This is a genomic window from Amphritea sp. (genome assembly GCF_048266285.1).
Taxonomy (GTDB): Bacteria; Pseudomonadota; Gammaproteobacteria; order Pseudomonadales; family Balneatricaceae; genus Amphritea.
In genome coordinates, this window is the sequence record NZ_JBLWZV010000001.1 from 228,827 (window position 1) to 242,648 (window position 13,822).

At 50.1% G+C, this 13,822-nt stretch carries 18 protein-coding genes; 11 read left to right on the plus strand and 7 right to left on the minus strand.

Going from position 1 to position 13,822, the window contains the following annotated elements; all coding sequences use genetic code 11:
• Window positions 1-2: 2 nt before the first annotated feature.
• Entirely contained in the window at window positions 3-1,061 is a 1,059-nt protein-coding gene (gene purM / locus ACN0T0_RS01060) for a phosphoribosylformylglycinamidine cyclo-ligase (protein ID WP_417222218.1), read from the minus strand.
• Between the two features lie 173 nt (window positions 1,062-1,234).
• On the opposite strand from purM, the gene ACN0T0_RS01065 reads away from it, so the two are divergent.
• The 8 genes from ACN0T0_RS01065 to ACN0T0_RS01100 all read left to right on the plus strand — a co-directional run bounded on the left by ACN0T0_RS01065 (window position 1,235) and on the right by ACN0T0_RS01100 (window position 7,774).
• On the plus strand, window positions 1,235-2,311 hold the full coding sequence (locus ACN0T0_RS01065) for a DUF2066 domain-containing protein (RefSeq protein ID WP_417222220.1): 1,077 nt from the start codon (window positions 1,235-1,237) through the stop codon (window positions 2,309-2,311).
• Between the two features lie 64 nt (window positions 2,312-2,375).
• Entirely contained in the window at window positions 2,376-3,428 is a 1,053-nt protein-coding gene (locus tag ACN0T0_RS01070) for an AI-2E family transporter (RefSeq protein ID WP_417222222.1), read from the plus strand.
• A gap of 192 nt (window positions 3,429-3,620) precedes the next feature.
• Entirely contained in the window at window positions 3,621-4,325 is a 705-nt protein-coding gene (gene hda, locus ACN0T0_RS01075) for a DnaA regulatory inactivator Hda (protein WP_417222224.1), read from the plus strand.
• Window positions 4,326-4,342: 17 nt separating this feature from the next.
• On the plus strand, window positions 4,343-4,579 hold the full coding sequence (locus ACN0T0_RS01080) for a hypothetical protein (RefSeq protein ID WP_417222226.1): 237 nt from the start codon (window positions 4,343-4,345) through the stop codon (window positions 4,577-4,579).
• Between the two features lie 16 nt (window positions 4,580-4,595).
• The gene (locus ACN0T0_RS01085) at window positions 4,596-5,288 is read left to right on the plus strand and encodes a TIGR01621 family pseudouridine synthase (protein WP_417222228.1); all 693 of its coding nucleotides are present in this window, start codon (window positions 4,596-4,598) and stop codon (window positions 5,286-5,288) included.
• Between the two features lie 45 nt (window positions 5,289-5,333).
• The gene (locus ACN0T0_RS01090) at window positions 5,334-5,549 is read left to right on the plus strand and encodes a hypothetical protein (RefSeq protein ID WP_417222230.1); all 216 of its coding nucleotides are present in this window, start codon (window positions 5,334-5,336) and stop codon (window positions 5,547-5,549) included.
• Between the two features lie 14 nt (window positions 5,550-5,563).
• Complete coding sequence (gene tcdA, locus ACN0T0_RS01095; protein ID WP_417222233.1) at window positions 5,564-6,364, plus strand: tRNA cyclic N6-threonylcarbamoyladenosine(37) synthase TcdA; 801 nt, start codon at window positions 5,564-5,566, stop codon at window positions 6,362-6,364.
• 111 nt (window positions 6,365-6,475) lie between these two features.
• On the plus strand, window positions 6,476-7,774 hold the full coding sequence (locus tag ACN0T0_RS01100; protein ID WP_417222236.1) for a diguanylate cyclase: 1,299 nt from the start codon (window positions 6,476-6,478) through the stop codon (window positions 7,772-7,774).
• An 80-nt stretch (window positions 7,775-7,854) separates the two neighbouring features.
• Here ACN0T0_RS01100 and ACN0T0_RS01105 read toward each other — a convergent pair whose 3' ends face one another.
• From ACN0T0_RS01105 to arsC, 4 genes are read right to left on the minus strand one after another with little or no spacing between them, the layout of a single operon-like run.
• A complete protein-coding gene (locus ACN0T0_RS01105; RefSeq protein ID WP_417222238.1) occupies window positions 7,855-9,549 on the minus strand; it encodes a SufS family cysteine desulfurase in 1,695 nt (564 codons plus the stop codon).
• A 12-nt stretch (window positions 9,550-9,561) separates the two neighbouring features.
• On the minus strand, window positions 9,562-9,957 hold the full coding sequence (locus ACN0T0_RS01110) for a DUF2069 domain-containing protein (protein WP_417222241.1): 396 nt from the start codon (window positions 9,955-9,957) through the stop codon (window positions 9,562-9,564).
• Between the two features lie 16 nt (window positions 9,958-9,973).
• On the minus strand, window positions 9,974-10,570 hold the full coding sequence (gene wrbA / locus ACN0T0_RS01115; protein WP_417222244.1) for an NAD(P)H:quinone oxidoreductase: 597 nt from the start codon (window positions 10,568-10,570) through the stop codon (window positions 9,974-9,976).
• Window positions 10,571-10,918: an arsenate reductase (glutaredoxin) gene (gene arsC, locus ACN0T0_RS01120; protein ID WP_417222246.1), complete on the minus strand. Its 348-nt coding sequence runs from the start codon at window positions 10,916-10,918 to the stop codon at window positions 10,571-10,573.
• A gap of 121 nt (window positions 10,919-11,039) precedes the next feature.
• Here arsC and ACN0T0_RS01125 point away from each other — a divergent pair, with 121 nt between their 5' ends.
• Together ACN0T0_RS01125 and ACN0T0_RS01130 are read left to right on the plus strand one after the other, a co-directional pair.
• Window positions 11,040-12,308: a virulence factor BrkB family protein gene (locus tag ACN0T0_RS01125; RefSeq protein ID WP_417222249.1), complete on the plus strand. Its 1,269-nt coding sequence runs from the start codon at window positions 11,040-11,042 to the stop codon at window positions 12,306-12,308.
• Window positions 12,309-12,357: 49 nt separating this feature from the next.
• On the plus strand, window positions 12,358-12,630 hold the full coding sequence (locus ACN0T0_RS01130; protein WP_417222252.1) for an acylphosphatase: 273 nt from the start codon (window positions 12,358-12,360) through the stop codon (window positions 12,628-12,630).
• Between the two features lie 66 nt (window positions 12,631-12,696).
• Here ACN0T0_RS01130 and ACN0T0_RS01135 read toward each other — a convergent pair whose 3' ends face one another.
• Both ACN0T0_RS01135 and ACN0T0_RS01140 read right to left on the minus strand, forming a co-directional pair.
• Entirely contained in the window at window positions 12,697-13,251 is a 555-nt protein-coding gene (locus ACN0T0_RS01135; RefSeq protein ID WP_417222254.1) for a lytic transglycosylase domain-containing protein, read from the minus strand.
• A gap of 43 nt (window positions 13,252-13,294) precedes the next feature.
• The gene (locus tag ACN0T0_RS01140) at window positions 13,295-13,597 is read right to left on the minus strand and encodes an antibiotic biosynthesis monooxygenase family protein (protein WP_417222257.1); all 303 of its coding nucleotides are present in this window, start codon (window positions 13,595-13,597) and stop codon (window positions 13,295-13,297) included.
• Here ACN0T0_RS01140 and ACN0T0_RS01145 point away from each other — a divergent pair.
• Window positions 13,584-13,736, plus strand: coding sequence for a hypothetical protein (locus tag ACN0T0_RS01145; RefSeq protein ID WP_417222262.1), 153 nt, complete (start codon window positions 13,584-13,586; stop codon window positions 13,734-13,736). The two genes, ACN0T0_RS01140 and ACN0T0_RS01145, sit on opposite strands and share 14 nt — an antisense overlap.
• The last annotated feature ends 86 nt before the right edge of the window (window positions 13,737-13,822 follow it).

The window sequence follows — 13,822 nt, forward strand, 5'->3', positions numbered from 1 at the left end:
TCTTAGGCCTCCAGGCCCAGTAGATCGACCTGTTCTTCGCCCTCGGCGGCGGTTGCAATTTCGCCAACAATAAAGGGAGCTTCACCGGCATCTTTAAGGATTTGCAGGGCAGTGTTTGCGGTTTCCGCGGGTACGCAGATCACCATGCCGATACCGCAGTTGAGGGTGCGGTACATTTCACGGGCATCAACGTTACCCAGCTTTTGAATCCAACGGAACACTTCCGGCATCTGCCAGCTATTAATATCAATAACAGCTTTAGCATTTTGTGGCAGTACGCGGGGAATGTTTTCCAGCAAGCCGCCACCAGTAATGTGGGATAGCGCATTAACCTGGCTGTTTTTGATTAATTGCAGCACTGGCTTAACGTAGATACGGGTTGGCTCAAGCAGCGCTTCAGTCAGTGGCTTACCATCGACGGTGCCGCTTAGGTCGGCGTCACGGACTTCGATGATCTTGCGGATCAGAGAATAACCGTTGGAGTGTGGGCCGGATGAAGGAAGGGCAATAATTTTATCGCCGACGCTGACTTTAGAGCCATCGATGATGTCATCTTTCTCAACAACACCAACACAGAAACCCGCGAGATCATAATCTTCGCCTTCATACATGCCGGGCATTTCCGCGGTTTCACCACCGACAAGTGCTGCGCCGGCGAGTTCACAGCCCGCACCAATACCGGTCACAACGTCGGCGGCGATATCGATATTTAGTTTGCCCGTCGCATAATAGTCGAGGAAGAACAGGGGTTCGGCACCCGCAACAATAAGGTCGTTAACACACATGGCGACTAGGTCGATGCCGATGGTATCGTGCTTTTTCAGGTCCATTGCTAGACGCAACTTAGTACCTACACCGTCGGTACCGGATACCAGTACAGGCTTTTTATAGCCTTCTGGGATTTCGCATAGAGCGCCAAAGCCACCTAGGCCACCCATAACTTCGGGACGGGCGGTGCGTTTTGCAACGCCTTTAATGCGATCTACCAGTGCGTTTCCGGCATCGATATCGACACCAGCGTCTTTGTAGCTGATAGGAGTGTTATGGTCAGTTGCAGACATAGTTTGTATGAACCTGTTCGGGCTGATTACTGATTGAAAAAATTTGACGCGTATTCTATCAGGTTGATGGTGAGGGGGCTATTGTGTGTTAAAGTTTATGCCGCTTAAAAAGACACTTTTTTCAGACTGTCTGAATTGATTATCAAACAGTCAAATGGGGCTAATGAACAATCATGATACGTAAGCTTTGTAATGGTCTGCTGCTAGTGATGCTGCTAGGCCTGTGTACCTTAACCCAGGCGGGTATGGTGAAGGGTTTATATAGCGCTGAAATGCTGGTGCCGGAACAATTGGCTCAACCTTCCGATGAGCAGCTGCAGCAGGGGTTGAAAGCCGTCCTTATTAAAGTGTCTGGGCGAAGTAATGTGATGAATAAACCCGCGGTGGTGAGTGCCTTGCAGCAGCCCTCGGCGTGGTTAAATCAATTTAGTTATCAGGCGACACAGACGCCTATCTCGGCGGGCGATGGGCGCGAGGTGCTAGGTCAGCGTTTATTACTGGAGTTCGATCAGGTGCTGGTTGAGCGGTTGTTGCAGCAGGCCAATCTCAACCCGGTTGGGTCTGCCCGCCCAGTTGTCTTGGTTTGGTTGGCCGAACAGCGTGGTGCAGCCCCGCGTGATTATGTGGCGCCTGAAAGTGAAATTTACACTCAGTTGACTCAGCAGGCTCAAGCGCGGGGAGTTCCCTTAGATATACCGCTATTCGATCTGAATGATCAGACGGCACTGGATGTGAGTGACTTATGGGGCTTTTTTCGCGAGCCTATTGAGCAAGCATCGCAACGTTACCAGCCCGATGCTATTTTGATTGGCCGGTTAACACAGAGTCACACTGGTGGTTGGCAAACCGAATGGTTGTTATTGCAAGCAGGCAACGCCCGCTCAATTAAACCAGAGGGAGCATTGTCCGATCAATTACAAGAGGTTATCGATGATACTGCGGATACCGTGCTAGCGTCATTGGGTGCTGTCCATTTTAATTACGTCGAAACCGGTTTGCAACTCGAAGTCACCAATGTCGCCGATACAGAAGATTACTTGCAGTTGTTGGATTATTTGCGTCAGTTGCCTCCGGTTGAGGCGTTGCGGATCAGCGGAGTCCAGGCTGATCGAGTACAGTTTCGAGTTGAGGTCCAAGGTGGTGTGTCATCGTTGGAACAGGCTATCCGCCTGAATCCCCGTATGTCGCCAACGCCAAGGCTAAATGCCGGCGGTGCTGAAACGGTTTATTCATACCGCTGGCAGGACTAACACATCATGCTGATAAAATCGGTGTCAACGCGTGTCCTACCCGTTAGTGGAAGAGGGAATGTTTATGAGTGATTCACAGCGGTGGTTTTTTCTTATCCTCGGGGTCGTGATGGCCTTGCTGCTGTATTTGCTGCAACCTATTTTATCCCCGTTTGTTGTAGCCGCTCTACTGGCCTATTTAACCGATCCATTAGCCGATAGGTTGGAAGCTCGCGGGTTGAGCCGTACCCTGTCGGTGGTCGTGGTATTTCTGGTGATGACTACGGTGTTGTTGTTATTGGTGATCTGGTTATTGCCTAAGCTGGGATATCAGTTGCAGGTGATGATTAAAATGGTGCCTCAGGTGTTTGCTATGATCCAAACGGTCTGGATACCTTGGTTGGAGACAAATACGGGTATCTCATTGGCTGGTTTTGATCTACAGAGTTTGCAGGCGTTGATGAGTGGTCATTGGCAGCAAACCGGGAGTCTGGTTAAAACCGTTTTTAGTAGTGTCGGCGAATCGGGTTTGGCGGTGGCCGCTTGGGTGGCTAACTTAGTGCTGATTCCCGTAGTGATGTTCTATCTGTTACGTGACTGGGATGTCATGATGGGGAAAATTGGTTATCTCTTGCCGCGTAACCTAGAAAAAAAGGTCACCCTCTGGGCGAATGAATGTGATGAGGTGCTAGGTGCCTTTATTAAAGGTCAGTTGTTGGTGATGTTGGCGCTAGGCATTATCTACGCGCTAGGGCTTTGGACGGTCGGTTTGGATTTAGCTTTGCTGGTGGGGATGTTAGCCGGCGTGGCCAGTATTGTGCCTTATATGGGCTTTATCGTGGGGATTGTGGCTGCGGGTGTCGCCGCCATGTTGCAGTTCAATGATATTACTATGTTAGCTTGGGTGGGGGTGGTATTTGCTATCGGTCAAGCATTGGAAGGTATGGTCCTGACACCGCTGTTGGTGGGGGATCGTATTGGCTTGCATCCTGTTGCTGTTATCTTCGCCATTATGGCCGGTGGCCAGCTATTCGGTTTTGTAGGGATTTTGATTGCACTTCCCGTTGCGGCGGTTATTATGGTGCTCCTTCGCCACCTGCATCAGGGTTATAAAAGTAGTAAACTTTATGATTGTTGAGCGGTCGTAGGATTGAAGCAAGAGATTTAAGATTCAGTGCTCAATTGTGAATGAGCATCTTAATACCGGGCTAACCACGAAAACAGACGCTAAGCCTATGTTTTTGATGCGATATAGCTTGGAAACCCAGAAACTTAAAATGTGAGTAAAGGCCCGGTGCCTAGCTGCTGGCCATAATAAGTATTGATATAGATGAGTAGTCCTGAGCCGTTTCAGATACCCCTAGGGATCACCCTGAGGGATGATGCCCGATTTGAAAATTTCCTTTGTCAGGGGAATGAGCTGCTTTGCAGTACCCTCGATCAGGCTGCCCGCGGTGAAGGCGAGCAGTACTTATATATCTGGGGTAATAGCGATAGCGGTTGTTCGCACCTGTTGCAGGCGGTTTGTCATGCCTCGGATCCGGTGGGCCGTACGGCGGTATACCTGCCCTTAGATGAGCTGATGGATATGGGGCCGGGTATCCTTGAAGGGATGGAACATCTGGATCTAGTCTGCATCGATCATATTCAAATTATTGCGGGTAACAAAGCTTGGGAAGAAGGAGTGTTTCACTTTTTTAACCGTATTCGGGCTGAAAACAATCGTTTGTTGGTCGCGGGTGATCGCGCGCCACGTCAGTTAAATCTGAACCTGCTTGATCTGGCGTCCCGCTTGAGTTGGGGAATGGTGTTTCAGGTGCATAATCTTGATGATGATGGCAAAGTGCAGGCTCTGCAGTTACGTGCCCGTGGGCGTGGTTTTACCATCAGTGAAGAGGTTGCATGGTTTCTTATCCATCGAGCCAGTCGCAGCATGTCCGATCTGTTTAAATTGTTAGATAAGCTGGATTCGGCTTCGTTGAGCGCCAAACGTAAAGTGACGATTCCCTTTGTTAAGCAAGTTCTAGGTCTCTGACCTTACGCTGGATCACTATGAAAATTATTCTGGCAGGCTTTACGTCTGATGTGTCTGAAGACGAGTTACAAGAAATGTTAGCGCATTACACCGAAGTGGACGCTTTAGAGCTGGTTCCCGGGGATCTGTCTGAGCAGACCGTCGCGGTACTCACCATTGAAGGCACTAACGCCGAAGCCCACTGGGTGACCCGTCGTCTGAACGGACTGTATTGGCACGGCCACTCTCTGCGGGCTTTTGTGTCGCTGTTTTGAGTTGGGAAAACCATTGATGTCTAACTTTTCTCTGATTGCTCAGACCCCCGATTATATCATTATCAATAAAGCCCCCGGTATTTCAGTACATCGAGATCAGGCCGAGGCAGGGCTGTTACAACAGATATCAACAGCGTTAAATTGTGGCCCACTCTATCTTGTGCATCGACTCGATAAAATGACTTCAGGATTGCTGATCTTGGCCCGTCATGGCGAAGCCGCTTCCTATCTATCCCGTCAGTTTCAGGCTAAAACAGTCGAAAAATATTATATTGCGCTCTCCGATCAGAAGCCCCGTAAAAAGCAGGGTTTGATTAAAGGCGATATGGAACGTGCCCGTCGAGGTAGCTGGAAGCTCACGACCACACAGAATAACCCCGCTATCACGCGGTTTTTCAGCTGTTCACCGCAGCCCGGGATGCGTTTGTTTTTGTTGCGTCCTTTAACCGGTAAGACGCATCAGCTGCGAGTGGCACTGAAAAGTATTGGTGCGGCGATTCTGGGTGATCAGCGTTATCACAGTGTGTCTGACTCACCGGTAGATCGTGGTTATTTACATGCCTGGAGTATTGCTTTCGATTGGCAGGGGCAGCGTTGTGAATATCGCTGTGATCCGACTGTGGGGGAGCTTTTTCTTCAACCGTCGGTAAAACAGCAGTTAGAAACATGGGTGCCGCCAGGCAACCTCGCATGGCCAACATCATCATAAGTTGTCAGAATGACGCGAAACCAGACCGTTAGTAAGGGTACTCCTATGCAAGAAGAACGAATCGAGCGGGATTTCAGTGCCCGCAGTGAGGAAGAGCAGCAAGCATTTTTGCAACAAACTTGGTGTGATAGCTGCCAGGCGGTTAATTTGGGAATGATTAATCCGCGGGAATATCTGCTCAAGGGTATTGTGTTTATCGAGGGTGATTGTTGCCATTGTGGTGATGCTGTTATAACGGAGCTGACGGAAGATGACTTTTAGGGTGCATTTTATTTATGTCTGATACCTTTCAACAGCGATTTGGTGGTACCCAGCGACTCTACGGTGTAGCCGGGGTCGAGCTGTTTCAGAAGGCCAGTATCTGTGTCATCGGTATCGGTGGTGTGGGCTCGTGGGCGGCAGAGGCATTAGCCCGCTCAGCCATTGGCCATATCACATTGATTGATCTCGACGATATCTGTATTACCAATACCAATCGTCAGATCCATACATTGAACACCACTATCGGTGAGCCTAAAACCGAGGCAATGGCGGAGCGAATTCGGCTGATTAATCCAGATTGTCAGGTTGAGGTGGTCGATGATTTTATCACCTTAGATAATATTTCAACCTTAATCGGTAAACAGTTCGATTACGTAATTGATTGTATTGACAGTGTTAAAGAGAAAGCGGCACTGATTGCTCACTGTAAACGTAGTAAAATTCCGGTGATTACCGTGGGTGGTGCGGGCGGACAAACGGACCCTACCCAGATCAATATTGCCGATCTGAGTAAAACTCATCATGATCCTCTGGCGGCGAAAACCCGCTCCTTATTGCGTCGTTATTATAACTTCAGTAAAAGCGGTCGGCGGTTTGCGGTTGATTGTGTCTATTCTACTGAGCAACTGGTCTACCCGCAGCCCGACGGCAGTGTCTGTCAGATGAAAACAGTGGCTGATGGCAATACGCGGTTAGATTGCAGTGGTGGTTTTGGTGCCTCAACTTGTGTCACCGCGACCTTTGGTTTTGTGGCGGTCTCCCGAGTACTGCAGAAAATGCTTGAGCGGGCGGCGCGTGAACAAAAGGTGCTATAATTCATTTAATTGACGATAGCAGATGGCATGCGCTGTCTTTTCTGATTGATTTTTAGCTTGTCGAACAGAGTGTCTAGATCGTTTCATCAATAACTATTTGGCTTTATTACTATGTCAGCATGCTTTTCGGAAGGATTCTATAAAGCTATCTTTGAAGGCTGTAGCGATGCGATCTATGTATTAGAGCCGCAAACCTCCCGCATTCTTGATGCGAATACCTGTGCTTGGCAAGATTTGGGCATGAGTCGCGAGCAGCTCTTACAACACAGTGTTATCTCACTGCAGCATGGCGTTGAAAATGAGGAGCATTGGGCGCAGATTTCTGCATTGATCTATGCTGCCCGACCTCAAGCGTTTACCTTTATCGGCCGTCATTTCCATCAGCAAGGAACCTTCTTTCCCGTCGAGGTGTATACCTCGGTGATAGAGTTTGAAGGCCAAGAACTATTCCTCTCGATTGCTCGCAACTTGGATCGCACTTCCTCTCAGCGCGAAGAATTTCGCACCAAGGATGCACGGCTCACCTATGCCCTTAATGAGGCCTCAGATGGCCTGTGGGATTGGAATACCCAGACAAATGAGGTGTTTTTCTCGCCGCAATTGAAACGCTTGCAAGGCTATCTGCCCCATGAGATGGAACCCTGCGTTGAAACATGGATCTCCTCGGTGCATGAAGCAGATCGCGAGCGGGTGATGGCGACCTTAGGGGCGCATATCGACGGTGATACCGACAGCTACGAAGCGGAATATCAGCTTAAGCGGCGAGATGGTAGCTATATTTGGGTGAGGGACCGGGGGCGTGTATGCGAACGTGATGCTGATGGCAAGGCGGTACGCGTTGTCGGGATGTGTCACGACATTACTCGAAGTAAGCAACTAGAAGAGATGCTGCGCTCCCAAGCGAGTCATGATCACCTTACCGGGTTATTGAATCGTCGAGCAGGTTATATTCATTTTTCTAAGCAGCTGAGTTATGCGGTGCGTTATCAGCAGCAACTAACAATCTGTTTGATCGACCTTGATCACTTTAAAAATATTAATGATGCCTATGGTCATTTGGCCGGTGATGCAGCGCTAAAGCATTTTGTAACCTTGATCAACGGTGTGTTGCGTCGTTCGGACTCGCTGATGCGTTGGGGTGGTGAAGAGTTTCTCTTGTTGCTGCCCAATACCGGCATTGATAGTGCTGTCCAGCTACTGATGCAATTTAAATCAACACTTCGTGACAATCCGGTTGTGCTAGAGGATGAATCACAGGAAATCCAGTATACCTTTAGTGCTGGGGTATCCTGCTTCCCCCATAACTCATCGAACCTTGATGGGCTGGTTAAAGCGGCAGATGATGCGCTCTATGATGCCAAAGATGATGGGCGCGACTTGATTATGATTAGCGCCGATACGATAAGTTAGACTGCCGGTTTTAAATCATAAGCCGGTAGCGCGTCATCCGCTTGCTGTTCTGCTTTACTCCCTATCAAGACATACCTTTGTTAAACTGGGCTCTCGTTGAGGGCATCATGAGCGTGGTGTTTGACCACTTCAATAATCGCTTTCAAACCGTTGCCCCTAGAAGGGCTAAGATGTCGGCTTAGCTGTAGTTGTTCAAAGTAACCATCAATATCAAAGTCCAGAATCTCTTGTGCTTGTCGACCGTTTAGCGCAGCAAGAACTAAGGCGATTAATCCGCGAATAATGCGGGCATCCGAGTCGGCGGCAAACCAGAGTGCGCCGTCAGCGTCTTTTTCGACCATGACCCAGGCATCACTTTCACAACCGTTAATGCGCGGCGTATCGCTTTTCATCGTCGCGGTGAATGATGGTAGGCGCTTGCCAAGTAGCATGATCTCCCGATAACGATCATTCCAGTTTTTTAAGGGTGTCAGTTTGGCCAGAATATCACGGTCATTCACTTCTCGACCAAAAGGGGAGCTATCAAAAACGGATTGAGTGGGCGCCGTATCAGCGGTTGAAAACGAGCCGCCTTGGGCGATTAGGCTCAGGGCTTTGGCAAAGCGTTCAACATCTTCAATACTATTATAAAACGCGAACGAGGCGCGGACGGTGCCCGGTAGACCAAGTCGTTCCATCAAGGGCATCGCACAGTGATGGCCGGTACGTACCGCAATACCTTGTTGGTCCAGCATCAGGCCGACATCCTGTTGATGGTGGCTGATCAACTGAAATGACAAAATCGATGCACAGGCGGTGGGGTTACCGATGCGGGTAAAGCCGGGAATCGCTGAGCATAACTCAACCGCTTTGCTCATCAGCGCCCGCTCATGATGCGCTAGGGCTTTACGATCCAGGCGATTGAGAAAACGAATCGCTTCTGCTAATCCCAATGCGCCGCTGATATTGGGTGTGCCGGCTTCAAACTTAAACGGTAGATCGTTGTATTCAGTGCCCGAAAATGACACCTTACGGATCATCTCGCCCCCGCTTTGCCAAGGAGGCATCGCCTCTAGCAGCGCTTGGCGTCCATAGAGAACACCGATACCGGTTGGGCCAAACAGTTTATGACCGGAAAATAGATAAAAGTCACAGCCGAGCCGTTGTACATCGATCTCGAGATGAGATACCGCCTGGGCGCCATCCACAATCACGGTGGCACCGATGCTCTTCGCTTGGCGGATTAGCCCGGCAACCGGGGTGATCGTGCCTAGGGCATTGGATATGTGAGTAAGACTGAATATGCGTGTTCGCTCATTAAGTAGCTCGGCAAAACGTGGCAGGTTAAGGTCGCCATTATCGTGAATCGGCACGACCTTGATCACTGCGCCGGTTTGTTCTGCCACGATCTGCCAGGGGACGATATTAGCGTGGTGTTCCAATTCGGTCAGGAGAATCTCATCACCCGGTTGCAGTAACGGACGGGCATAGCTTTGCGCTATCAAATTGATCCCCTCCGTGGTGCCTCGGGTCCAGATAATCTCCTGCTCAGCGGCGGCATTGATAAAGGCTTTGACCTCTGTGCGCGCCGCTTCAAACAAGCGGGTGGCTTGTTCGCTCAGTTGGTGAGCGCCCCGGTGAACGTTGGCATTTTGTTGCCGATAAAACTGTTCCACGGCGCGGATAACGGCCTCGGGCTTCTGACTAGTGGCAGCATTATCGAGGTATACCAGTGGCTGGCTGTTTATCTGCTGTTGCAGCGCCGGGAACTGTTTTCTGACTGACTTGAGATCCACGCGAGCTTCCCGTTACCGGTTTTGTTCAGGGTTATTTAACCGTTTGTTTAACTGGCTCTGCCAGCGGGCAAACATCATAGCGCCAATAAACAGTGCCGCGACCAGCAGTGTTTCGGCTAAGCCGAGAATAGCGCTGCTATGGGCGGACATAGCGATGGTCACCGAATGCATGAAGTACACCGTAATAAAGAAACATAACCAGATATGCCCGCGTAGATGTTTCTTCAGAATAACCGGATAGAACAGTAGCAACGGCACTGTCTGGAAGGCCCAGATACTATAAGGGTTGGCGTTTTCGGGTGGCGCAATGATCAGGTGCCAAGCGGTGAGCAAGAGAATCAGACCAAAATAGCTGAACAGTGTCACGGCCCGGCTGATAGTCACTTTTTTTGCGAGTGTTTGCTGCATCTTTAATCCTGAGATTTTAAGCTGATAACTGAAGCGCTAATCGCCCAAGTCGTTTTCCCTGTGCCAGACAGAGTGCGGTTTCGGTGTCATCGACAGCTCGATCGCTCTGTTGTCCAGCCAGATGGGTAGCTCCGTAAGGGGTGCCGCCGCTGGTGGTACTGAGCAATCCTGATTCGCTGTAGGGCAAACCGCAGATCACCATGCCGTGATGCATTAAAGGTAACATCATGCTTAACAGGGTGCTTTCTTGGCCGCCATGTAGGCTGGAGCTGGAGCTAAATAGTGCGGCGGGTTTATCAATTAGGGCGCCATTTAACCAAAGGTTGCTGGTTGAATCGATAAAGTATTTCAGCGGCGCGGCCATGTTGCCAAAGCGGGTAGGGCTACCGAGTGCGAGGCCGCAACAGTGAGCAAGATCGGCTTCGCTGCAATACAGATCGCCATTCTCGGGGATGCTGTCCTCGGTGGCTTCACAGTTTGCTGAGATCGCCGGGACAGTCCGCAGGCGAGCTTCTATACCGCTCTGTTCGATGCCTCTAGCGATCAGATTCGCCATGGCGCGGGTAGCACCGTGGCGACTGTAATAGAGTACGAGGACGTAAGGTTGCGACACTTACAGAATCTCCAGTACAGACTCAGGTGGGCGACCGATGCGGGCCTGCCCTTTGGTAATAACGATAGGGCGTTCAATTAGACGCGGAAACTGAACCATCAGGTCGGCTAACTGAGCATCCGTTAGGCTCGTATCGCTAAGGTTGTTTTCTTTGTATTCCGCTTCACCTTTACGCAGTAGCTCGCGAGGGCTGATACCGAGTTGAGTAATGACATCGGTCAGCTCGGCCGCGGTCGGTGGATTTTCAAGATAAAGGCGCACTTGGGGGGTAACGTTATGCTCCTCTAATAGCGCCAATGTAGCGCGGGATTTTGAGCAGCGAGGGTTGTGATAAATTTCAACAGACATAGTACTGATCCTGTTCGTAACGACAGATTTTGATGTAAGTGCGATATTGTATACAGCTTAGCTACCAGCCTAAAGAGCGGCAGGGTATTATATCGCTTTAATTCATCGTTACGGGATCGTTATGAAGGGCAATCATCTGTTGACTCTGCGGGGCATTGGGCATTTTTTGCTGTATCTTGCTCGTCAATTTATCCGCAATAAAGGCATGTTGAACGCGTCGGCGCTCACCTATACCACTCTGTTTGCGGTTGTGCCTTTGATGACAGTGTCCTATGCGATGTTAGCCGCGATCCCTTCCTTTCAGGGGGCCGGTGAGCAATTACAGGGTTGGATTTTTGAAAATTTTGTCCCTGCGACCGGCGCGGTCGTACAAGAGTATCTTTCTGATTTCGCCGCTCAGGCCAGTAAGTTAACGGCGGTGGGCTTAGTGTTCCTATTCGTCACGTCGATCATGATGATGAAAAATATTGAGGGCGCGTTTAACCGCATCTGGCGAGTGAGCGAGCCGCGTAAAGGGATGTCGAGCTTTCTACTGTACTGGGCCGTCTTGAGCCTTGGGCCGATTCTGATCGGCTTGGGTTTGTTGGTGAGTTCCTATATCGCTTCGTTATCGCTGTTTACCAGTGCAACGGAGTTAGTCGGTCGAGCGCGGTTATTATCGGCCTTGCCTTTGGTGATGTCGGCTGCCGCCTTTACGCTGCTCTATGCGGCGGTGCCTAATTGTAAGGTACCGCTGCGCAATGCGGTGATCGGTGGGTTAGTGGTGGCGATACTGTTTGAGACAGCTAAGCGCGCGTTTGCGCTGTTTGTTACTCAATTTCCGTCTTATGAGTTGATCTATGGCGCTTTCGCTGCTGTGCCGTTATTTCTGGCGTGGATATTTATCTCTTGGACGATCATTCTGTTAGGCGCAGAGTTAAGTCGGGCATTGAGTGTCTATCGAGACCACCGTAAGGGTAAACATCTGTCCCACCTACATACGCTGGTGGCGGTGTTGCAGCGTTTATGGCAGGCTCAGCAGTCGGGTAAGTCGCTGTCCGACCGGCAGCTGTTGCAACAGGTTGAAGGCTTAGAGCAGAATGAGTGGGATCATTACAATGTTATTCTCTTGGATGCTTCGGTGATTAGCCGAACCGATCGTGGGGGCTATATCCTCGCCCGTGATATGGGAAGCTTTACGCTGGAGCAATTAAACAAACTACTGCCATGGCCGTTACCGGAGCGCTCTTCTGTTGAGTCGACCCGTTATTGGCAACAGCAGTTAGACCAGCGTTTACAGCAGCTCAGCGAGGTGCGCCAACAACAGTTGAGTTTGACCTTAGAACAGCTTTTTATCGCGCCGTCAGACGCTCAGGTTAAGCCCGGTGCTGAACCATCGCTCAACGGCTAGCGTTAAATAGGGTGTGTGAAATGATTGATCAACGATAAGAGGATTCTTTATGGGACAATGCTTACATGCGTTCGTCAGTGGCCGAGTGCAAGGGGTTTGGTTTCGCAAGTCTACATTGGAAAAAGCTCAAGCGCATGGTTTAACGGGCTGGGTACGTAATCTGGACGATGGGCGGGTCGAAGTGATGGCCCGTGGTCATGAGCATGGGGTCATGCAGTTGGAGGCTTGGCTCAGTATTGGCCCGGCGTTAGCAACGGTTGCCGAAGTGACAAGCTCACGGGTTGAAGCACCTGAGGAGTTTATCGAGTTCGTGATCCTTTAAAACCCTAGATAACCTTACAAGCCATTATTGACATAAGTTGTTTTTGGGCTGCTAGGGTTAGTCTACTTAATCTTCATAGCGGCGTTGGCTGCGATACACTTTTTCGGGATACCAAACTTTACCATAGCTGCCGTTATAACGGGCTAAGGCTTCGGTTAGGTTGCCTTTGGAGCGCTTGAGGTAGTGTTTCAAAATAGTGGCACCGTAGCGAAGATTGGTTTTGATATTGGTAAGGTTGTCGTCGTTGCGGCCAATCTCTTTTTTCCAGAAAGGCATAACCTGCATCAGCCCCTGTGCGCCAACGACCGATACGGCAAAACGATTGAAGCGGCTCTCTGTGTGGATGACGCCGAGCAATAGCGCTGGTGGCAGTTGCACCCGGTCTGCTTCGGCGTGTACGGTTCTGAGAATCTCGATGCGTTCCCGATCACTGTCGACATAGCGTTTGATACGGCCGGACATATCCGTTAACCAAACCTCAGCAGCAAAGCGGTCTTCAAAGCTGCTGCTATCAGCAAACGCCTGTTTCAACTCTTCCCGCAGTTCGGGATCGATTTCTTGCGTTGCCGCCGATAGCGATAAACTCCATGCCAGTAACAGCAGTGTCATAATCAGTCGCACAAACAGATTCCTACAGCGGTTTAAACGTGGATTATAGCGGTTTTTAAATAACCGTTTCAAAACCTTCAAATTGTGGTGGGCCCATATAGATATCTTTGCGGCCACCGGCGTTAGCATGGGCTTTTTTGAAAGCATCGGGTTTTAGCCAGCCATCAAATGCTGCCTTGTCCTGCCAGACAGCATGGGATGACATCAGCGTGTACTCTTCGGTGGTATCGCCCTGCAATAGGTTGAAGGAGATGAAGCCCGGCACTGATTCGAGGTGGCTATCGCGGTTTTTCCAGATATCGATAAAGTCCTGTTCGTGGCCCAGTTTAATACGGAAACGGTTCATGGCAATAAACATAGCGAGTGAATTCCTCTCAGAGTGTAAGACGATTCAGCTAGGCGCTGATGAGCAAGGGCTGAATCTTATGGCGTTAATAATGCTTGGCTTTGCTGGGGATTTCCAGCCCACAGGCAAGGTATTCAGTAATACTGTGTGATAGACCCGTTTTTCGTGCTGTTGTTCCCGTTCTCTTGAGGAGAATAACCCGTGGATGAGTGCCAATATGGCGGTGGGCGGGTTATT